The sequence below is a fragment of the Paenibacillus sp. FSL H7-0737 genome (assembly GCF_000758545.1).
Lineage (GTDB): Bacteria > Bacillota > Bacilli > Paenibacillales > Paenibacillaceae > Paenibacillus_AQ.
This window is the reverse complement of sequence record NZ_CP009279.1, coordinates 5,586,532-5,608,350: the sequence shown is the minus strand read 5'-3', so window position 1 is coordinate 5,608,350 and position 21,819 is coordinate 5,586,532. Positions and strand designations below refer to the sequence as shown.

Below are 21,819 nucleotides of genomic sequence, written 5' to 3'. Positions count from 1 at the left end.
CAATTAAGAGGGTGAGTACATTTGTCCTGTTTTCCACATGACAGGAGACAAAGGCCGTTACCCTGTTCGGCGTAGTACATAAACTGTGATGTAACCCTCAGCCTGACGAATAGGCTCTGTAAGGAAGGTGGATGAGCATGAAGCCCAAACGTACTTCTGCCCGCCGCACGGGACGGCGGGTCTCTCGGATCAAACGGCGGACTTCACGCCCAGTGCGGCAAGTCGCCGCAATCCCTATCGTTAACCATCCAAATCCCTATGTTTCGGTTATTATTCCTGCCATGAACGAAGCGAAGACCATTGCGGGAGTGATATCCGGAGCTAGAAGGGTCCATCCGCGCTGCGAGGTTATTGTAATCGTCAACGGATCAGCCGATCAAACGGCAGAAATTGCCCTTTCGCTTGGTGCGCATGTTATTTCCTATGAGTTGCCGCTGGGACACGACGCTGGTCGCAGTGTCGGAGCAGAGGTAGCTAAGGGAGAGGTTCTCTTGTTTACCGATGGAGATTTAGTGATTCCTGCCTCGGGGCTACGTCCTTTCGTCACCGCCATTAGTGGTGGCGCAGACATAGCGCTTAATGATTATTCCGGACCGGTAAGGAGACTTTCGCCCCATCCGGTGGTGCTTTCCAAACATGCACTTAATATTTTGCTTGGCCGTCCGGATCTAAAAGGATGTTCGATGACGGCGGTTCCGCACGCAATCAGCCGAAGAGCGCTTGAAATCTTAGGGAGTCAATCATTATCTCGTCCCCCTCTGGCACATGCTCAGGCAGTTCTGAGTGGTTTACGTGTGGTAGCTGCTCACAAAGTGCATGTAGGGAAACTGAATGCGGTCAGACGTAAGGAAGATGGCACAGATCCTTTGCAGCAGTTGATTACAGCAGATCATATGGAGGCTGTATCCCTCTTGCTTGAACACCGGGGAATCAGGGCGGGGTTCAGCGACGGAACCCGGCGCAGAGAGATGGTGAGATGATGGTTGCTCTGTTACAAGTATCTGGTAGCTCTGCCGTTCGACGAGGAACAGCAACTCGTACGGTAAAGAAACGTTCAGCATCTAGTCAGGCCAAAACAACACTGGCACCCCGCCAAAGGGTAGCGAATCGTTCGGTAAAAAGAGGCATCCCTACCGCTCGGCCACCGATTCTGTCTCGGCAATCAAAGGTAGGTCGCGAATTGCTGAATTTACCGAGCTTACGTGGGACCTTGTCAGTTATTATCTCCGCGCGTAACGAGGAGCAGACCTTGGGACGTCTGCTGCAACAGGTATCGCTCTTGGGACCTACTGAAATTATCGTCGTGCTTAACGGTTGCAGCGATAGCAGCTTTCCCATTTCCAGACAACATCGTCAAGCTATAGTTGTGCATTGTCCGGAGTCAGTTGGACATGATGTAGGGCGGGCTATTGGTGCGAAGCTGAGTCGAGGAGATATTCTGCTCTTCCTGGACGGAGATATGGTTATCCCTGCATCTCAGCTCGGATTATTCACAGCTGCTGTAGATGGTGGAATTGACGTGGCTCTTAATGATTTGGATCCACTGATGCCTTCTTTTGGATTATGCGATGATGTTACTCGCAGCAAGCTGTTTCTGAATTATGCTCTTGGACGGTACGATCTCGGAGTTAGCTCTATGACGGCTGTCCCTCACGCGCTTTCCCGGAGAGCACTTGAGACTATAGGCTACCGTGAATTAATAGTTCCTCCTAAAGCCCAAGCTCGTTCTGTATTAGAGAAGCTAAGGGTGGAGAAAGTTGGAACGGTGAATGTGATTAAGCATAATCGGCTGCGTCAAGCGAACATAGGCGCTGGAAATGCTGTGGAGAAATTGATCATAGGGGATCACGCAGAGGCTCTCCTTGAGGTGCTTTCCCGTCGAGATGATGGGGGCCTACTTAATAGCGAAACGCAGCGTGAATACCGCAGACAAGTAGCCGCTTGGAGGAACCGGATATGACGATGACTAGTATTATTATTCCGACCTACAACGCGTTACCACTGCTGCGGTCCTGTGTGGAATCGATACGTGCGTATACTCCACTGCCTTACGAGATCATCGTTGTAGATAATGCTTCATCAGATGGAACGGATGCCTATTGCCGCGCGAATCGTATAACGTTTATTTCATTGCCTGAGAATCGAGGCTTTCCATCCGCCTGCAATTTGGGTCTACTGCTAGCATCAGGGGATGAATTGTTACTGCTGAATAATGATGTGGTGGTTTCCCATAGATGGTTAACTAATCTGAAGAGATCGCTATATAGTGCTCCTGAAGTTGGTATTGTTGGGCCAGTGACAAACTATGCGAGTGGACGTCAACAGGTGAAGACTGATTATGAAAGTCTGTTAGATTTTCATAAGGCTGCAGAGATAACTAACCGTTCCAATCCTCAAAAATGGTTGGAGACTAAACGTTTGGTAGGATTATGTTTTTTATTCAAAAGAGAGCTACTTACTTCCGTAGGTCTGTTGGATGAGAGATACTCACCTGGACATTACGAGGATGATGACTATTGTTATCGCGCCAGGCTAAAGGGATACCGATTGCTCATCGCAGGGGATTGCCTTGTACACCATGAAGGAAGTGCGAGCTTCAAGCAGGTATATCACACCGGGCTGCAGGAGCTGGTGGAACGAAATCGTAAGCTTTTTATGAACAAATGGAATGTGGATCCAACGAGTTTCATATAAAGTGCAGATCCGAAGGCAAAGGACTTAGATAAAGAGGAGGAAAGTAAGTGAAAGGAGTCATACTGGCGGGCGGAACAGGATCCAGACTTCAACCGCTGACCCGGCTTATGAACAAACATTTGCTTCCGGTCGGCAAATATCCTATGGTCTGTTACGGCATAGATCGGCTTCGCCGGGGAGGGATTACCGACATTCTTCTGGTCATCAGTAAGCAATCTGCTGGTCTGTATACGGATTTTTTAGGCAGCGGTGCAGCATTTGGTGTATCTCTGACTTATAAGATTCAGGAAGCTGCTGGAGGCATTGCAGAGGCTCTCGATTTAGCAGAAGGATTCATTTTCCCTGGGGAACGGTTTGTCGTATTGCTTGGTGATAATCTGTTTATGGATGATCTGACACCTTACGTGGAGAGCTATCTCCGGCAGCCTGAAGGTACAGCCAAGGTATTGCTGAAGCCGGTGGACGACGCACGTAGATACGGTGTTCCCGTGTTCGATAGTCAAGATTCCGCATGGATTGCTTATATCGAAGAGAAACCTGAGCATCCCAAGACCAAATTTTGCGTAACAGGTATTTATATGTACGATGAAGCTGTGTTTGACATCATCCGCCAAGTATCCCCTTCCAAGAGGGGGGAACTGGAGATTACCGATGTAAATAATATATATGCTGCTAACCGCAGGCTCAGCTATGATGTTCTCAAGGATTGGTGGAGCGATGCGGGGACGTTCCAGTCTCTGCGGGAGGCGGGAGAGAAGCTGAAGGATGCACTGCCATAAGTGGCAGCGGTAACGTGGAGTGGCCGGCCTTGGGTCGGGCACTCCTTTTTTATAAACTATAAGAAAGTATATCCTTCACCATACTTTGCTTATATTTCTACGAGAAACGGGGGTCGTCCTTATGGACGGCTCCCGTTTTTTCTTGATTAGCGCAGCAGTCCGGACGAAGGAGCTGATCTCAAGCTTGCGTAGAGATATTATCTTCATCAACCCGGTTCTGTTTGCGGTATTTGAGCGGTGAGGTTCCGGTCATGGTTTTAAATACTCTTCCAAAATGGGTCAGGTTACCAAATCCTGCACGCTCAGCGATTTCCGAAACGGTTAATTTGGAGTCCTGCAGCAGAGAGCGGGCTTCTTTGAGGCGGGTGTTATTTACATATTCGCTGAAAGTAAAACCGGTTGTGTCCTTGAACGTTCGGCTTAAATGGGAGGTGCTTATGGAGAACCTGTCCGATATGTATTCCAGAGACAGAGGCTCAGCGAAGTTACCGTTGATGAAATGGATGATTTGGGAAATTTTCTTATGGGTCCGGTTCGTTTCTACAAAATGCTCGTTTTGATCCGGAAGCTTTTTTCGTTGGATGAAGATCAGCAGCTCCATCAACAGGATTTTCCGATAGTAGTCGAAATTTGGAGGTCTCTTGGTGTCTTCATGAATCAATTTGCTAAAAAGATTCTCGACAAAGATCTGGTCGTTGCCGCTTAACTTGATCGCATTTGATCTGGAGTGAAAGCAGGAGAAGAGGTCGCATGGAAGAGGGCTGTCCGCAAAAAAGTCGCGAAGGAACTCCCTTTTAAACAATAAAGTAACTCTTTCGTACATCGTACCATTTACATTAATTAGTCTGTGCAGGTCATTAGCGTTAATGAACAATAAAACCCCGCTGACGATTTGAAAGGTTCGGTCTTCTATAAAATAGTACAGCTCTCCAGACACTAAGTAGAGAATTTCATAAGCATCGTGATAATGATTTGAAGGCATACTTGAGACATTTTTTTTCTCTCGGCTAATGTGAAAGGGATCAGACTTATAGAAGTTGATTTCCAGGGGTGTCATCTCCAATCCGGCGGGAATGATCCTCGCAGAAACATGATCCATACCTGAATCAATCGTATCACGTTCATTGACCTGTTGAACAGGATAGAAATTAAATAGCGGTAAAAGTAGAAAATCATTAACAATAACAAAATATGCAGAGATTGAATAGAAATGAATGCGCTATATTTACATATAAATCGTATTTAAGGAGGGGAAAAGAAAATCAGGGTCCGCTGCAAGTGAAAGTTAAAGCGCTTAAACTATTATCTGCGAAAAGAGGGAACGAGAGTGCAAAAGAAGGGTCATTTGAAAAGAAGGCTGCACCAATCCATTTCTTTGTTGCTCGTGCTTATACTGCTGCCATTCCAGATTGCAAATGCTGCACCAGCACCAGATGCTGTCGGTTCAGATTCAATAACCGGTGTAAAGACGATTGCCGAATGGGTGTTTGATGAGGCCGCTGAAAATGTGGGGGTAATCTCGGCTACATACGGCATCTATGAGACAGCTTCTACTTTTCGCAATGTAGGCGGTGTGTTCGAGGATGTGGATGTAAGCAAGAAAGCGATCAGCTATCAGGGCTGGGACAATGGAAACGGGAAAAAGTATTGGCTTGCTACCGTGTCTACAACCGGGTTTGAGAAGATCACCTTATCCTCTGAGCAAAATTCATCCGGGTCAGGTCCGCGTGATTTTAAAGTGCAGACGAGTGTAGACCGACAAACGTGGGAGGATGTGTCGAATACGAATCTTAAAATGGCCGTCTCCAGTTTTGATTGCCCGGGAGATACCTGCAGATTGGTGAATACTCCCCTTCCGAACAGCAATGATCGGGAAATATTATATATTCGCTGGATCGTCAGCTCCGATAGCAACACCAGGGGGAATGATGAGGGCATAGGGGGTTCAGGTTCCAGTAGAATCCGAAATATCAAGGTGTCCGGCGAGCCGATCCCGGGGAAAGAACCTGTCATTCCTACCGTAGATCTTGTCCAGCAGCCTTCAGACGGTTCTGGAAATGTATCTCCCGAAGCTCCCGTTGAAATCAAATTCAACAAGGCCATTGCCCTTGATCCGGGTTATGCTGTCCGATTTGCCGATGAGAACGATCAACCGGTTGATGGGGTTACACTTGAAGTCTTAAACAGAGATACTTTGCGGATAAACCATCCTCCGTTGACTTATGGGAAGTCTTACACGGTAACTATACCCAAGGAGCTTATCAAGGGGGCAGATCTTGTGCCGCTAGTTCGGGAAGTTTCCTGGAGTTTTGGCGTTCAGGATTCGCCTCTTGCTCCAAAATCCATCAATATGACATTTAACGGAGATCCAAAGACGAGCATTGCTTTGGCCTGGTACACGGATGCAATGACGGATACCGTGGTACAGGTTATAGAAGCCTCAAAGGTTATGGGGAACATTTTCCCGGAGAACGGGGCTTTGACTTATCAGGGAGAGGCCGAAGAAATTGAGACCTTTATGAGTAAAAGCGACAGAAGTACGAACCATAAAACGAAATTTATTAGTCATAAAGTCATTGCAGACCAGCTTCAACCGGGAACAGCTTACAAATTTCGGGCAGGTAACGGCAAATCAGGTGATTGGAGCTCTATCGGCTCGTTCACTACCGATGCTGCCGGCCACCAGCCTTTCCGTTTTATCGCCGGTTCCGATTCACAGGCTTCCAGCAAGTCTGACTTTGAGCCTTGGGGTGATACTTTCCGGAAAGCAGTTGATTATATAGGCGACCCTAAATTCCTGATCAGCGCCGGAGATCTGGTGGATAACGGTGATTTGGAGGAGCAGTGGCAATGGATGCTCGGAGCAGCTCAGAATCAATTGCTGCAAGTGCCATATGTGCCTGTACTTGGCGGTCATGAGGTCATGGATTATGACGGAGACGAGACGACACCGAATAACAACTTCTACAACCATTTCAACTTGCCGAAACAGGTTGTTGCGGATACCCATGAAGGCTCTGTGTATTCTTTTGAATACGGTGATGCACTCTATCTTGTCTTCAATTCGCAGTATTCGGGGGCACTTGCAGAGAATGGGAAAGATGTGGAATGGGCGGATGACCAATTCTGGGACCAAGTGGCCTGGATGAAGAGTACGGTCGCCCGCAGCGACAAGAAGTGGAAGTTTGTTACTTTTCACAAAAGCCCCTATGCAGCAGGCGACAACTCTGCACAATGGGAAGACGATCGCGTCCAGTTTTACAAGAAATACCTGATTCCTGCCTTTGACGAGATGGGCATCGATATGGTGTTCGAGGCCCATGATCATATGTATATGAGATCCTTCCAAATGTACAATGATGAAGTTATTCCCAAGGAGAAGCTGACATTTGATGGAGAGGGCAATGCGCTCAACCCCAAAGGCACGGTCTATCTTATGTCTAATGCATTCGGAAATAAATTCTATTATAAGAACAATCAATATGAACTGGATGAGAATGGAGAACCCCGCGAGATTCAGGACGAAAACGGGAATCCGGTTCCTTATGATGATTACTTTGCAGCCATCGACGAACAGCCGGAGAAGAAGATGTTTACGGATGTTTCCATCACAGACCGAGTGCTTTCCTTTACAGCATATACCGCAGCCGTAGCGGATGAGAATCAGCCGGACACCGTTGGCGACGGCCTAAAAGCATATGACAAATATGGGATCAAGCGAACGGACACCAAACCGGACCCGGCGGAAGCGGTGAAGGTGAAATTGAACGGCAGCAAGGCGGTTCTGACCTGGAGTGCACCTTCCGCAAGTACAGAACCTGTAAGAGGATTCCGGATTTATGAGAAGAATGACAAGGTGAAGACACACTGGAGTATATATGTGCCAGCAGCGGAAGGTCAAACGGAATACACCTACACGGTAGATGATATCAATCCTGAGAAAAAATATGAATTTATTGTCAAAGCGGTCGGCACAAGAATCAATTCAGATCCGGTCGAAGTCAGTACAATCGAAGGTCCAAGCGAGTCGGAGCCGCCTTCAGCACCTTCAGATTTAAAAGGAACTGCGGTTTCTCCTTACCAAATCAACTTGAAATGGACGGCATCGGCCGGCAATATTCAGGCAGCGGGCTACAACGTATACCGCAACGGCAGCAAGGTCGGCACGACGAAGGAAATATCCTACGGCGATACCGGGTTAACTCCGGATACGGCCTATAGTTATACTGTGAAGGCCTATAATGCAGAAGAGAAGGAATCGCTGGCGAGCAATACCGTTCAAGTAAAGACCAAACCTTCATCCACTGGAGAGGGTGTCCATAAGGCATTTCCGCAGCATACGTCTTATGTGGCCGGCTCCATTAAGCCGAATCACTTGACTCAGGCCCAACTAGACGCTACGGTGGGCAGATTATATAACGAGTGGAAAACAAAATATCTGAAACAAAATCCATATCAGTCAGACCAGTATTACGTGTGGTATAGCGACGGAGATTGGTTTGAGAATAACGAGATTACAGTTTCAGAAGCGCATGGCTACGGAATGCTGATTACCGCTTTGCTCGCGGGTCATGATCCGGAGGCTAAGAAGTATTTTGACGGGATGTATCGCTATTTCAGAGCACATCCAAGTGAAATCAATCCCGATTTAATGGCATGGCAGCAAGCGGATACCGGCACCGAAATTATTGATATCAATGGTGTGGATTCGGCAACCGACGGCGATATGGATATTGCTTACGCTCTTCTGCTTGCCGACAGCCAATGGGGCAGCAGCGGGGAAATTAACTACTTGTCCCAGGCCAAAAAGGTAATCAACGCTATTATGAAAAGCGATGTCAACCATTCCGAGTGGACATTGAAATTGGCGGATTGGGTCAGTGACAATGATTCCATGTTCGGCAATGCTACACGTCCTTCCGATTTTATGCTGCAGCATCTGAAAGATTTTAAAAATGTATCCGGAGACCCCAATTGGGATCGTGTTACCGATAAGACCTACAACATCATTAATAGTCTGTATGAAAATTACAGTCCCAAAGCCGGTTTGTTGCCGGATTTTGTATTCAAGGATGATACGGATGGGCAATACAAACCGGTAAGCCAGAAAATATGGGATACCCCGGATGGATACTTCCTGGAATCGGAAAATGACGGGGATTACAACTACAACTCTTCCCGTATTCCCTGGCGGATAAGTACGGATTATCTCCTGACAGGTGATAACCGGGCTAAAGAGCAGCTCAGCACGCTGAACCGCTGGATTCGGGCCAAGGCGGATAATGATCCGGCCAAGATCCTTGCGGGATATAAGCTGGACGGCACAGAAGCAATCAATGATTATGCAGACACTTCCTTCTCCGCACCGATGATGGTCAGCGCCATGATCGATTCATCCAATCAGGAGTGGCTGAATAAATTATGGGATTATAATGCGGCGTTTTCTACCGAAGACGATTTATATTTTGGCAATAATCTGCGTCTGCTCAGCATGATTGTGGCATCCGGCAACTGGTGGACACCAACCATCGTTGATACTGAGGCTCCCATGGAACCAACAATAGAGAGAGCGGAAGCGGTATCCAGCTCTGCCATTGATCTAAAATGGACACCTTCCACGGATAATTTGGGAGTAACGGGATACAGGATTTACCGCAATGACGTTGAAATCAAGACCCTGGAGGCAACAGAATACAGAGATAGCGGTTTATCTGCGGATACCCAGTACAAATACTATATTATAGCTGTTGATGCAGCAGGAAATACGTCCAAGATAAGCAATGTGAGAATCGTATCTACATTAAAGGCCAGCGGGAACGGTGGCTCGGGCAGCGGTGGAGGTGGTAACCCGACTCCAACGCCAACGCCGGCAGCTCCGAAGCCAAGTGAAGGTCCGTCGACAACACCGGCACCAACACCGGAACTGCAGCCAAAGAAATCTGTTTTCAGTGATATCGGCAGTCATTTGTGGGCCAAAGAGGCTATTGAAGCTCTGGCGGCTAAAGGAATCGTTCAGGGGACGTCGAGTACTTTCTTTGAACCGGGCGCCAAGATGAAAAGAGCGGACTTTATATTGCTTCTGGTCAGAGCGTTTGATTTAAAGGCTGGGTTTGAAGTGAGCTTTGCGGATGCCGATCAGGACGCATACTATTATGAAGCGCTGGGAATAGCCAAACAATTGGGCATTGCCAGCGGAGTTGGCGGCAACAGGTTCAATCCGGGAGCAGAGATTTTCCGGCAGGATATGATGGTATTCATCGTAAGAGCATTGCAGAAGTCAGGAAAATTAGCGGAGACCGGTTCCATCTCCGACCTTGGCAAATTTGCGGATGCCTCCAAAGTGGCTGATTATGCCGTAAAGGCAGCAGCCGTACTGGTCAGGGAGGGCATTGCCCTTGGTGACGGGAAATTGCTCCATCCAACGGAAGCTGCAACCCGCGCCGAAACGGCGGTTCTCATTTACAGAATCATCAATAAATATTATTAATCCAAAAGGCCGACAGCCCGTTCCAAATGGACCGGGCTGTTGGCCTTTTATTTTCCATTTACACGGCCTGTTGCAATTTTCTAAAGCATCCTGAGTCCGCCAATCCACTTGTTTAGAGAAGTAACTTGCCTTTATATCCTCGGCACCGTCCCGGCTTCTGCCGCATATGCTGTAGCAGGGCGTTTGAGCAAAGGAGACATGAAGGTGCAGAATAAAATAACCAAGGTCCTGCAGCACATGGCCCATACGCACGAACAGATGGCGCGGATACTAGATGCCGAGCGCCACGTGGCTGTCCGTATGTCGCAAATTGTCCACGATCTGCCAGATGCAGATCCCGGTTTTGACGGTATCAGCGGGATGATCGAAAGCTCAACTCAAGTAAACAAGAATATTATTGCTTACTTGAATGCACTTGCAGATCTGGAAGAAGCGATGGCTGAAGGGGTAGGCAGAGTAATTAAGGAATTGAACGGCCAAGAAGAAGAGTAACGCTATAGGAGCAGGAGGCGGATGATGAGCAGAGAAAAGGCTTATCTGCAAATGCTGGAGTCGACCGCCACTATCCAGTGGAACATTGCAATGATTCTGGAAGCTAAGGCGGTTGAAGCTGAAAAGGTAAAACAGTGGGCACAACATCATATCCACGCTAGAGCTTTCGAATCTCATGAAGAGCAGCTGAAGGAATCCCTCTCCATTCACGAAGTTATCGTGGAAATGGTCGAAGGGCTGACTAAACTGGAGAATGGACTCTACAGCAATTTAAAAGCAGTGCTGGGCAGTGGGGAAGATGATGGTGGCGGGGAAGGTTTTGGAGACATGTCAGGTGATGGGTTCAGTTTTGGAGAAGACAGCAAATGAGCGGGGACCGTCTCTCTGAACATGCCGTCAAGCTGGAGATGATCCGCTCCATTTCGCGCAGTCAGGCTGCTTTGGCGGCCATCTTGGAGAGCATCGCCGAATTGACGGGGCAATCTGAGCTGACGGCCCGCAAATTGAGCGACAATATCAGAATCTTAAGTGGGTATCAGAGCGCGATGTGCCGGATGATGTCCGGGATTTCATTACATCAACCGAAACGGGGAATTCCTGCTGCGCCATGGCTGAGCAAGGCATACGCCGTAGGAACCTCCAGAGATCATGGAGCACAGGAGGAATAGAAGCATGAAGAAAAAGAGCCTTAGAACATTACGTTCAGGCAGAACCCGCAGACGCACACTGTTGCTCTCGCGGAAAACGAAAGTGCGTAGAGGTCTAGCCCGCAAACCCCGCAGAGGACTTGCTCGGAAAGTCGTTCGTTATGGAAAGACGAAGAAGGGTCTTTTGGTACGAAAGAAAAGAAGACTCCGCCGCAAGCTTGTTCGAAAGGTGAGGGTTATACAAGCACCAGTTCATGTAGTGCCGGTTATCGAGGCTCCACCTGCCCCGCAGGTCATTCCGCTCCCCCCGGATCTTGGCGTTTCGCCGGAAACGCCACCGGCAGACGCCTTTCAGCAGGGGTACACAGAAGCATACAACGTGGGGTTCGACGCCGGTTTCGCCAAGGGCTTCGAGGACGGGCATAAGCTGGAGTTTAATTGAGCAGCGGCAGGTAAGTTAAGAGGAAGGGACCCGGAGATCTAATCTATGATGTGTTATTCTGATCTTTCGTGTCCCTCAGCTTAGAGGGATTGCATCCTCTCTGGAATCATCCTACTATCGGAATTTGTCTCCGAATATGATAGACTTCTAAAACGAGAATCTATTCAGAGGTTTTCAGATGTCGATAAGAAAGAGGGGATAGCAGGATGCAAGTAGGAAATGGAATCAGAAAAGCTAGACAGGATGAGATCGAAGAGATCATGGAATTGATCTCAAAATGTGTACAAGTTATGCAGGCCGCTGGAAGCGACCAGTGGGATGAGAGCTATCCGAATAAAGAGATTATCGAACTGGATATCGCACAGGGTACCTTATATGTATGTGAAGAAGATCAAGCTATCGCGGGTATTCTTGTACTGGATGAGAATGCTTCTGAGGAATATAAGAAGATCGAGTGGAAGCAAAATCAAGGGCCACATCTGATTATGCATCGTTTAGCAGTTCATCCACATATTCAGGGAAAAGGGATTGCGACTAGGCTAATTGCTTTCGCGGAGGATTACGCAGCGCGTAATGGTTACACAAGTATTCGGCTGGATACTTATGCGAAGAATACTAGAGCATTGGAAATCTATCCTCGCCTTGGTTATGACCATAGAGGTGAAGTGGGTTTTCCGAACCGCACGGCGAACTTTCCAGTATTCGAGAAGGTGCTGAAACCGGAACATAGTTAGGAAGCTTTAACATAAAAAAAGGTTCAGAGGGTTAACCTCTGGACCTTTTTTCTTAATTCCCTTAACGGCATGTCTGATATCGAGTATCGGTATTTTTTTGATCCCGGTTAAGGATAAGAAGCCTTCTACCGGATACGCCGATCAGGTAACGAACGTTAACGATATCTTCATCGCTCATATCATCAATGGACAGAACTGCTGTAAGGCGTATTCTTGTTGATGTGCGACCCGTAACGGTGAGTCTTCTTGGGATAAAAGCAATGGTTCCTGTATCTCCCGATATTACATAAAGCCTGTTGTTTCTAGAAACGGTTTTTAAATTACAGATCATGGTGTTGCTCATTGTAATGCCCCAGTACTTTCGAAAATACGAAATAACCTTAGCTCTGGTACTGAATCTAACCGGCAGACGATAATAATCGGCGCCATCAACGCGGATCACTCTACGAGAATCGGCAGAATCGTAGACCTCGAACCATACTTTTTCAGCAGCGGCGATGAATGCTTGCAACTCATTTGGGGTTTGAGAAATTGTTGGCATTTGATCTCCTCCTCACTATTACTTTATTAAAAGCGAAGCTATCGGTTCGGGTGATAGGACGAGTATAAAAGCGGAACTTAAGAAACATTGATAAGTAGTGTGGAAAATCATAATTTAAGTTAGGTTTTTTTACATATGAATAGAGAAAATCATTGTTTTTAATTGTGAATAGATCTAATCAAGAAATTTGTGTTAGTTTAAATAACTTTTGTTGACATTAAACCTGTCTTTGTCTTATGATTGATTTATTCAAATTTGGAATAGAATAGCTTCTCTTTTCGTATATCCTTAATAATTGGTTTAAGGGTCTCTACCGGAAACCGTAAATTTCTGGCTACGAAAATATGCTACGGCATATTTTTGTGGTCTTTTTGTGTTACACCGTGAAACGGCAAACGAATGAACAATGAGGGGGATAAGGACAATGGGGAACATTCTGATCAAAGATGCTGAGATCATTACAATGAACAAACAGGAGGAAATTATTGTCGGGGATGTTCGAATTAAGGATGATATCATCGTAGAAATCGGCATTGGTCTGATCCCGCAGGGAGACGAAAAGGTCATCGATGCCACGAACCGTACGTTAATTCCCGGTTTTGTTCAGACGCATATTCATTTATGCCAGACGTTATTCCGTGGGAAGGGAGATGATCTGGAGCTTATGGACTGGCTGCGTAAACGGATTTGGCCGTTAGAGGCAGCGCATGATGAGGAATCCCTTTATTATTCGGCGATGCTCGGTATTGGAGAACTGATTTCCAGCGGAACCACTACGATTGTTGATATGGAGACTGTTCACCATACGGACTATGCTTTTCAGGCCATTGCTAAAAGTGGAATACGTGCTTTGTCCGGTAAGGTGATGATGGATCAAAAAGGAGGAGATGTGCCTGAAGCACTGCAGGAGGATACCGCTTCTTCTTTACAGGAAAGTGTGGATTTGCTTGAAAAATGGAATGGCTATGGCAATGGAAGGATTCAATATGCGTTCTCTCCGCGTTTTGTAATATCCTGCACCGAACCCTTGTTAACCGAGGTACGAGATCTCTCCGCAAGGTATGATGTGAAGGTGCACACCCATGCTTCTGAGAATTTAGGGGAGATTGAGATTGTACAGGCGATGACCGGGATGCGTAACATCGTCTATCTGGACCATCTAGGATTAGCTAATGAGCGCTTAATACTGGCGCATTGTGTATGGCTGGATGTTGAGGAGCGGCGCATATTGCGGGATCGTGGAGTTCATGTAAGTCATTGCCCTGGCTCAAATCTGAAACTAGCGTCTGGAATTGCTGATACACCGGGGATGCTCCATGATCATGTGTCACTAAGTCTGGGTGCTGACGGTGCACCGTGTAATAACAATCTGGATATGTTTAATGAAATGCGGCTCGCAGCAATTATTCAGAAGCCTCAATATGGACCTACGACGATGGATGCCCGCAGTGTATTTCGTATGGCAACTATAGGTGGGGCAAAAGCGGTAGGGATGGAAGATAAGATCGGTAGTATCGAGGTGGGTAAAAAAGCAGACCTAGTGCTCCTGAATCTCTTCAATTTCCATACCTTCCCCTCCTATGACGTAGATCCCATCTCTAGAATTGTATATTCAGCTACCCGGGCGGATGTGGAAACCACGATTATCGACGGAGAGATCGTGATGGAAAGGGGTCTGCTGAAGACTGTAGATAAAGAGATTGTTCTGAATGAAGCTAACCGTTCTATTAAAAGATTGCTTAAGCATACTTCGATCGTCTGAAGATTGACCAATCTATAGTTAACAGGGATGTTCCAAAGCCGGAAGGGCAGCGGGGCATCTCTTTTTTGATGAAAGATAATTCTACCATTTTGATAAAAAAAGTAAGTATTGTTATACTAGAACAACCTGATATTTTACAAATTACTAGAATAGATTTGATATTTCGAACAAATGAACATGTAAGAGGGGATTATAAGTGAAAAAGCAAGGGCCGGATCGCGCCCATTTTTTTATCGTTGTTATATTGTTATGGTTAAAGCTGTTGCTTCTGAGAGTGTTGTTCTTTGATAGAATTGCTTGGGAATGGATTGCAGCGGATGTAGCGCCAGTCCTTTTTATTATGGGGATTTTAACGGTGATTACGCCATCTAGGGTGAGAACAACCGTCTATTGGATATTTAACGGCTTTTTATCGCTGTTGCTGTTCGCAGCCGCTGTATATTTTAATCACTTTGGTTCTGTTCCAACCTACCTGGCCTTATCTGAAATCAATCAGGTATTTCAAGTGAAGGCAAGCGTAGAATCTACCATAAAGAGTATTGATTACTTATTCTTCGTGGATTTTGTCATCTTCGCTATCTATGGTTTGATTCGCAGATGGAAACAAGGAAAGACCTACCCGCGTGAACGCTTTAGTTCCCGGAAGACAGGATTCGTGCATGTGGTGGTGATTCTGGTATCCATTATTGGAGGCTTTTCTTTATCGGCATATTCTGTCCACTCTGCACGGGGGATTACAAATGAGCTTGTACAGGCGGAAACTGCCGGATTTCTAAATTATGAAGTCGTTGCTGCGATTAAGATTAATGAAGATAACAATCTCATTGGAACGGGTGATATTAAGGATACGATTGCGAAGGTTGACGCCCTGCAATCTTCCTATCCTTATAGTGACAAGCCAGCGGGTACGACTCCTGATTATTTTGGCTCACAAAAGGGTAAAAATGTAATTGTGCTACAATTAGAAGCTTTTCAGAATTTCCCACTACATCAATCCTTGGATGGTCAAGAATTGACGCCAGTCATGAATAAGTTAGCGGATGAGGGCTTTTATTTTCCTCATGTTTACCAGCAGATTGGTCCAGGGAATACATCTGACGCTGAATTCATGAGCAATACGTCTATTTATCCTATTGGTACTTTAGCCATGTCTACCGGATTCGGGGACAGAGAATTGCCAAGCTTACCACGACTGCTAAGGGATAAAGGGTATGAGGCATACACCTTTCATGTGAATAAAGTAGGGTTTTGGAATCGGAATGAGCTATATCCGGCGCTTGGGTTTAATGGTTATTATGACAAAGATTATTTTACGAATGATCATTTTAATGCGTTTGGTGCTTCCGATGAACAGCTGTATATTACGGGTGTCGAGAAATTGACAGAGCTGAAGAAGAAGGGAACTCCCTTCTACGCACAGATGGTGACAGCATCCAGTCATCATCCTTTCAAAATCCCAGATTCCTTTAAGAAAATCACTGTGCCTGATAATTTGAAGGATACGATGCTTGGTGATTATTTGACTGCTATAAACTATACTGATTATGCCATAGGTACTTTAATAGAAGGTTTGAAAGAAAATGGATTGTGGGATAACACTGTTCTGGTCATGTATGGCGACCACTTTGGCCTGCAGCCTCAGGATGTTCCGCCAGAGCAAGTGGAAAGTGCACTTGGTGTTCCATATGATTCCCGGATCAGCCGCTTTAATATTCCACTCATTGTGCGGGTACCAGGAATGGAGCAAGGGAAGGTAGTAGAGCGTACGGGGGGACAACTAGATATCCTTCCTACGATAGCTAATTTAATGGGTGTTTCACTACAACAAGAAGGTTATACAGCCTTTGGTCATGACCTGCTCAACATTGATCGTAATGTGTTAGGGATGAGGTATTATTTGCCTTCCGGCTCCTTCTTTAATGATGACATTCTCTATGTCCCTGGAAAAGGATTTGCAGATGGTGAAGCTGTGTCGCTGGATACGCTCAAGCCGGTAACGGACTTCTCGAAATATCAGAGCGATTATGAGTATGTATTGAAGCTAATGAATTTGTCCGACGAATATGTGAAGCTGTTACCACAGAGATAGGGGGAATCATGAAAAAGTTCTGGAAACCGGAGTATCTCGTAAGCCTTGCCGGCTGCGGTCTCATTATTTATCTGCTATTCGTAGGACCTTTTATTGGGGTTGCTGATAATGGAGATTTCCTGCGTATGATGAATACCATCGGTCTGAACTACTATGATACTGCAGCATCGTATACCGACCAGTTTTTTAATTTTAGCCATTCTCATTTTGCGTATGAGAATTTGTTTAGGGGCTTCTATCCTTCTTCACAGATTTTGGTTGTGCTTGTACCGAGGTTGATCGGCGGGCTCATCCATGGCAGCTTTTTTGATGTTAGATTGCTCGGTGCAGTTTACGGTCTTCTTTTACTGGTGGCGACCTGGCTGCTGGTGAAGTACAATGCTCGCGGCTCTTATGTTACGGGGCTGCTGCTAGGTGCAGCTTTATTGTTTGTATTCTATGATATTGGGTATTTGGCATACTTTAACTCCTTGTTTGGAGAACCGGTATCGATGGTGTTTATGCTGTTGACCTTTGCACTGGGGTTAAGACTCACTAGCCAAGAAAAGCCTACGACTAAGGGGTTAACCTTATTTTTTATTGCGATACTATTTCTGGTCACCTCCAAAATTCAGAATGCGCCGATTGGGATTGCCTTTGCATTGATCTTCCTGCGGTTTATGACGCTTGATGGTGAGCGAAAATGGAGAAAGCTGGCCTTACGCTTTTCGATTGCGATATTTCTGGTATCCATCGTTATGTACGTGACGGCGCCAAAAGAGCTGAAGCATATTAACCTGTATCAGACTGTGTTTTTTGGGATATTAAACGAATCACCAGATGTGAAGGGAGATTTGCAGGATCTCGGATTGCCGGAGCGGTTGGAGGTACTTGCGGGCACGAATTATTTTCAGACCGATACAGTGATCAAACAGGATGATCCTTCGCTGGTACCGGATTTCTACGACCGGGTATCCCATAAGGATGTATTGTTCTTCTACTTAAAACATCCAGGACGGTTAATAGATAATATGGAATATGCTGCTAGTAACAGTATGGCGATTCGTCCTTATTATCTAGGGAACTATGAGAAGAGTGAAAATAAGCCAGTAGGTGCATTATCGTACACTTACAGCGGGTGGAGCGAATTCAAGAACAAGCATATTCCGCATACGCTCGGATTTCTCACTATATTCTATCTGGTGTATTTTGCCGTGGCGGTGTTCCAATATTTCCGTAGTCGGGATGTTCGGGGAAGAGTTGCTGGTGAACTGCTGATGTTATTGGGACTGATAGGGATTTTCTCCTTCCTGGTTCCGATTCTTGGGGACGGAAGGGCTGACATTGGTAAGCATTTATTCTTGTTTAATGTGTGCTTCGATATGATGGTTGTAGTCATGTTCGGATGGGTTGTACACAAGGTAGTGGGAATTGTAAGACGTTAATTTATGGAACAAATCAAACAGCAAGTTTCCGATTATGGAGACTTGCTGTTTTTATTAAAATATAAGAATTTATATGTTCCATGTTGTAAATTATCCTTATACTTCTCGCTTAAACGCTTACCGTCCTTATAGGGACGTCGAAGGTGTTTATGCTTGCTCATCCTCTAATAGCTCACGCAGCATACCCTGGCGGTCATTCATAAATGCTTTGGTCACGGTATAGTGCTCTGTTTCCTCCAAGGCGACAGACCTTATGCCCTCACCTTCTAGAAGAAAAATCTCAGCTTCCGGATAGGACATTAGAATGGGAGAATGGGTCGCGATAATAAACTGTGAATCCTGTTGCACTAGCTCATGCATACGCACCAGCAGAGACATTTGCCGTAGAGGAGATAGAGCCGCTTCAGGTTCATCGAGAATATAAAGACCACGCCCTCCGAAACGATGAACGAACGCTGCGAAAAAAGACTCTCCGTGAGACTGCTCGTGCAGGGATTTACCACCGTAGGAGTTCTTGATCGGTGGGCTGAAACCCGGTTGTTCATCTAATTCATCAATGTAAGAAGCCACATTATAATAGCTCTCCGCGCGTAGAAAAAAGCCGTCCTTTGGACGTCTAACCCCTCTAGCAATTCTAAAATACTCATAGAGACTTGAATGTGAGGAACGAGTGTTAAAAGAGAAGTTAAGTGTTCCACCTTCAGGGTTAAAGCCCCACGCAGCAGCAATTCCCTCTAGCAAGGTAGATTTCCCTGTGCCATTCTCCCCGACAAGAAAGGTTACTGGCTTTTGAAAAATAAGCCGATCCAGTGTTCTTACGGCTGGCAGATGAAATGGATAGGCTTGGAATGATGGAACCTGATCACGAAGCAGTTCTGCATGGCGCAAGTACAACGTGGTGTTATTCATAGTGCCCCCCTTGTGAATGCCATAAATAATCATTTCCGCTCAGATATGACGAGATGTAAGTCTCAAGCTAGACCTTTATAGTGCGTGTTCTAAAAGTACGGTTTTCAGCACCGAGAAGATTGAAAGAAGGTAGAAACAGAGGAGCGGAGCGTAGTGGAAGCTACGTGAGCACCGGAAGTTTCGCCTGAATTCAATATTCGATGTCGAGTAAGCTTCTTGGGCTACTTCGTGATCAAAAGCGGACTTTTTGAACAACCTCTTATAGTATACCAGCATCCTGTGAGTGGATGAAATCATCTAAGGTTCGGGCAAGCCGGGCAAAAGACAGGGGACATCTGCCAATTTAGTTCTAGTAAAGACAGATGTCCATGAGGCGAGTGCTGACTCCGCATATAGTTATACTGTCTTGAGAATACGACGGGGCAGGGTGAAGGCCGTGAAAGCGAGAAAGAGAAAAAAACACAAGCATCCGCGAGAATATCGCGACGGTTATCACGAAGGATATCGTCTTGGCATGTGTGAGGCTGTGCAGCGTCTGAATACTCCAGGGGTCGAAGCTTGCCGACCATTTAAGTTAATGTATGTTCCTCAAGGATTTCAGGCGATCGACACTGGCGTAACGGAGGCGCTGCAGCAGCTTGTAAGTGAGCTTGTAATAAGTACTCCTGAAACGATGCTGGAAACCGCGGCACGGGAAATGCCTGGGGTAGTGCTAGTGATGAATGGGCTTCATGTATTCCCGGAAAATCATTTAGAACAGATTTCGGAGATAAGAAAGCTAGGCATCCCAACCGCCATTTGGTTTGTGGATGATCCTTATTTTACAGAGGACACTTCAGTCATTTGCAAGCATTATGATCACGTATTTACACATGAGCTGGGTTGCGTAGAGTTTTATCAATCCCTTGGGGTGTCATCGGTTCATTATTTGCCACTGTGTGTCAATCCAAAGATGTTCTACCCACGGCGTACCGGCCCGCAATATCAGTATGACATTGTATTTATTGGTAATGCATTTCGTAATCGGACAGAGCTGTTCGACGAACTGGCACCTTATCTTAAGGGGAAAAAAGTGCTTATCGCTGGGGGGTTCTGGGAACGCCTCGCAACCTATGATCAACTTACACCTTTTATCAGCAATGGCTTTATCCCGCCTGAGGAGACAGCCAACTACTACAGTGGCGCAAAAATAGTCATTAATATTCACCGCCCGTGGGAAGAGGGTCAGGATAACCGGAATAGCTACCGCCTTCCTTCACGCTCCATTAATCCGCGCACCTATGAGATCAGCGCCTGCGGTACTATGCAGCTTACGGATGTTCGTGAGGATTTGGGCAATTATTATCGGCCTGGTTATGATCTGGATACTTTTGGCTCCGCTAAGGAACTGCAGCAGAAGATTGAGTACTATTTGAAGCATGAAAAAGAGCGGCGAATCTATGCTTTACGGGGATTACGGACTACCATGCGAAACCATACATTCACTGCGCGTTTGCCTCATTTGCTGAATGTAATTGCTTCACGTGTATGAAATCTATAACGGGATAAAGGAGCGAGGATTATGAACAATAATGAATTTATTATGCCTACCCCCCCATTACCTCTGACACCTCCGGAGGAAGAAAAGCTGCGTGGTCGTCTGAGTGGTTTCAAGGGGGGGTATGATGAGGGCTATTTACGGGGACGCCTTGCGATCCTGAATGGTCGATCTGAAGAAGTATTTCCTGTGCGGAATATTCATGTCATGTATGTCGCTTCTGGCAAAGGCTACCCTTACTCTCCTTTAGATGATGCGGTTCTTTGCGCACTACAAAAATTAACAGCTCAAGTCACAATTACGGATGTGCGTCAAAATCTAGTAGAGCTGGCTGCAGCGCAAAGACCGGATCTGGTATTGGTGCTAGACGGTATGGATTTACCTCTTGAGCAGATCGATGCTCTACGCACTAGTGGCATTCGGACAGCTATTTGGCTTACTGATGATCCTTATTACACTGACTTTACGGTCAAGATTGTGGCTCACTACGATTTTGTATTCACACTTGAACGTAATTGTATTGATTTCTATCGGGGACTTGGTTGCCCTGAGGTCCATTATCTTCCTTTTGCTGCTCACCTGGAGCATTACCGTCCTACTACAACACGTTCGTCAGTGAATCGGGAAGTTAGCTTTATTGGCTCCGCCTATTGGAACCGGGTGAACTTCTTCCGTGAGATTCTTCCTGATTTAATGAACTATAACACAGTGATAAACGGAATCTGGTGGGATCGTCTGCCTGAGGCTCCGCTCTACGGTGACCGTATTGAAATTGGCAAATGGATGTCCCCACAAGAGACGTCAGTAGCTTACAGCGGCTCCAAAATCGTCATTAACCTCCACCGCTCGCACATTGATGAAGTGGTTAATAACAATACGCTTTCGATTCCTGCCGTTTCTCCTAATCCACGTACCTTTGAAATTGCAGCAACGGGCACGTTGCAATTAGTAGATGCTAGAGATGATATGGGATCTTTCTACAAACCGGATGAAGAAATTGTGACCTTTGCGAGTCCTCAGGAAATGATGGATAAGATCCGTTATTACTTAACCCATGAGGAGGAACGCCGGGCAATCGCGCTGCGTGCTTTTGAACGGACGCTCAAGGATCACACTTACGCAAAACGTATTCACCAGATGCTAACAGTAATCTACGGCTAGACTTTGGCCCAAACTGGATATGGAAATGTGCGCTTAGCAGGGGACAGGTGTCGTGCCGGCATCTGTTTTTCCTCGATATACTGTAGAACCGGACCTCAGCGTATGCCTGTAACCTGATGAA

18 protein-coding genes and 1 riboswitch are annotated in these 21,819 nt (G+C 46.2%); of the genes, 15 read left to right on the top strand and 3 right to left on the bottom strand.

Going from position 1 to position 21,819, the window contains the following annotated elements; all coding sequences use genetic code 11:
• The first annotated feature begins 137 nt into the window (after positions 1-137).
• The 4 genes from H70737_RS24515 to H70737_RS24500 are packed head-to-tail and all read left to right on the top strand — an operon-like array spanning position 138 to position 3,473.
• On the top strand, positions 138-980 hold the full coding sequence (locus tag H70737_RS24515; protein WP_331281393.1) for a glycosyltransferase family 2 protein: 843 nt from the start codon (positions 138-140) through the stop codon (positions 978-980).
• Positions 977-1,960 (top strand): glycosyltransferase family 2 protein, encoded by a 984-nt coding sequence (locus H70737_RS24510; protein ID WP_156113183.1) that lies wholly within the window; start codon positions 977-979, stop codon positions 1,958-1,960. Before H70737_RS24515 ends, H70737_RS24510 begins: the two co-directional genes overlap by 4 nt.
• Positions 1,957-2,694, top strand: coding sequence for a glycosyltransferase family 2 protein (locus tag H70737_RS24505; protein ID WP_042191509.1), 738 nt, complete (start codon positions 1,957-1,959; stop codon positions 2,692-2,694). Before H70737_RS24510 ends, H70737_RS24505 begins: the two co-directional genes overlap by 4 nt.
• Positions 2,695-2,741: 47 nt before the next feature.
• Positions 2,742-3,473, top strand: a complete 732-nt coding sequence (locus H70737_RS24500; protein WP_042191506.1) for a sugar phosphate nucleotidyltransferase — start codon at positions 2,742-2,744, stop codon at positions 3,471-3,473.
• A gap of 178 nt (positions 3,474-3,651) precedes the next feature.
• Here the strand turns inward: H70737_RS24500 and H70737_RS24495 are convergent, their stop codons facing one another.
• Positions 3,652-4,530 (bottom strand): AraC family transcriptional regulator, encoded by an 879-nt coding sequence (locus H70737_RS24495; protein WP_042194468.1) that lies wholly within the window; start codon positions 4,528-4,530, stop codon positions 3,652-3,654.
• 270 nt (positions 4,531-4,800) lie between these two features.
• On the opposite strand from H70737_RS24495, the gene H70737_RS24490 reads away from it, so the two are divergent.
• From H70737_RS24490 to H70737_RS24465, 6 genes are all read left to right on the top strand, one after another.
• On the top strand, positions 4,801-9,960 hold the full coding sequence (locus H70737_RS24490; protein ID WP_231573343.1) for a glycosyl hydrolase family 8: 5,160 nt from the start codon (positions 4,801-4,803) through the stop codon (positions 9,958-9,960).
• Positions 9,961-10,164: 204 nt separating this feature from the next.
• Positions 10,165-10,452, top strand: a complete 288-nt coding sequence (locus H70737_RS24485) for a hypothetical protein (protein ID WP_042191504.1) — start codon at positions 10,165-10,167, stop codon at positions 10,450-10,452.
• A 24-nt stretch (positions 10,453-10,476) separates the two neighbouring features.
• A complete protein-coding gene (locus H70737_RS24480) occupies positions 10,477-10,821 on the top strand; it encodes an alpha-helical endospore appendage domain-containing protein (protein ID WP_042191502.1) in 345 nt (114 codons plus the stop codon).
• Positions 10,818-11,120, top strand: coding sequence for a hypothetical protein (locus H70737_RS24475; protein WP_042130853.1), 303 nt, complete (start codon positions 10,818-10,820; stop codon positions 11,118-11,120). The genes H70737_RS24480 and H70737_RS24475 overlap by 4 nt, the downstream gene beginning before the upstream one ends.
• A gap of 4 nt (positions 11,121-11,124) precedes the next feature.
• Positions 11,125-11,541 carry a FliH/SctL family protein gene (locus tag H70737_RS24470; RefSeq protein WP_042191499.1) on the top strand — a complete coding sequence of 139 codons (417 nt, stop codon included), beginning with the start codon at positions 11,125-11,127 and terminating at the stop codon, positions 11,539-11,541.
• Between the two features lie 206 nt (positions 11,542-11,747).
• Complete coding sequence (locus H70737_RS24465; RefSeq protein ID WP_042191497.1) at positions 11,748-12,275, top strand: GNAT family N-acetyltransferase; 528 nt, start codon at positions 11,748-11,750, stop codon at positions 12,273-12,275.
• A 61-nt stretch (positions 12,276-12,336) separates the two neighbouring features.
• Here H70737_RS24465 and H70737_RS24460 read toward each other — a convergent pair whose 3' ends face one another.
• Positions 12,337-12,816, bottom strand: coding sequence for a DL-endopeptidase inhibitor IseA family protein (locus H70737_RS24460; protein WP_042191495.1), 480 nt, complete (start codon positions 12,814-12,816; stop codon positions 12,337-12,339).
• A gap of 258 nt (positions 12,817-13,074) precedes the next feature.
• Positions 13,075-13,173: riboswitch (purine riboswitch) on the top strand.
• Positions 13,174-13,240: 67 nt separating this feature from the next.
• On the opposite strand from H70737_RS24460, the gene H70737_RS24455 reads away from it, so the two are divergent.
• The 3 genes from H70737_RS24455 to wsfD all read left to right on the top strand — a co-directional run bounded on the left by H70737_RS24455 (position 13,241) and on the right by wsfD (position 18,091).
• Positions 13,241-14,578 (top strand): 5'-deoxyadenosine deaminase, encoded by a 1,338-nt coding sequence (locus H70737_RS24455; protein WP_042191493.1) that lies wholly within the window; start codon positions 13,241-13,243, stop codon positions 14,576-14,578.
• 196 nt (positions 14,579-14,774) lie between these two features.
• Positions 14,775-16,667 (top strand): LTA synthase family protein, encoded by a 1,893-nt coding sequence (locus tag H70737_RS24450; RefSeq protein WP_042191491.1) that lies wholly within the window; start codon positions 14,775-14,777, stop codon positions 16,665-16,667.
• Positions 16,668-16,675: 8 nt separating this feature from the next.
• Complete coding sequence (gene wsfD / locus H70737_RS24445; protein WP_042191488.1) at positions 16,676-18,091, top strand: glycan biosynthesis hexose transferase WsfD; 1,416 nt, start codon at positions 16,676-16,678, stop codon at positions 18,089-18,091.
• A 147-nt stretch (positions 18,092-18,238) separates the two neighbouring features.
• Here wsfD and H70737_RS24440 read toward each other — a convergent pair whose 3' ends face one another.
• Positions 18,239-19,000 carry an AAA family ATPase gene (locus H70737_RS24440; RefSeq protein ID WP_042191487.1) on the bottom strand — a complete coding sequence of 254 codons (762 nt, stop codon included), beginning with the start codon at positions 18,998-19,000 and terminating at the stop codon, positions 18,239-18,241.
• 514 nt (positions 19,001-19,514) lie between these two features.
• Here H70737_RS24440 and H70737_RS24435 point away from each other — a divergent pair.
• Both H70737_RS24435 and H70737_RS24430 read left to right on the top strand, forming a co-directional pair.
• Entirely contained in the window at positions 19,515-20,531 is a 1,017-nt protein-coding gene (locus H70737_RS24435) for a CgeB family protein (protein WP_081951202.1), read from the top strand.
• A gap of 51 nt (positions 20,532-20,582) precedes the next feature.
• The gene (locus H70737_RS24430) at positions 20,583-21,698 is read left to right on the top strand and encodes a CgeB family protein (RefSeq protein ID WP_042194464.1); all 1,116 of its coding nucleotides are present in this window, start codon (positions 20,583-20,585) and stop codon (positions 21,696-21,698) included.
• Positions 21,699-21,819 lie beyond the last annotated feature (121 nt).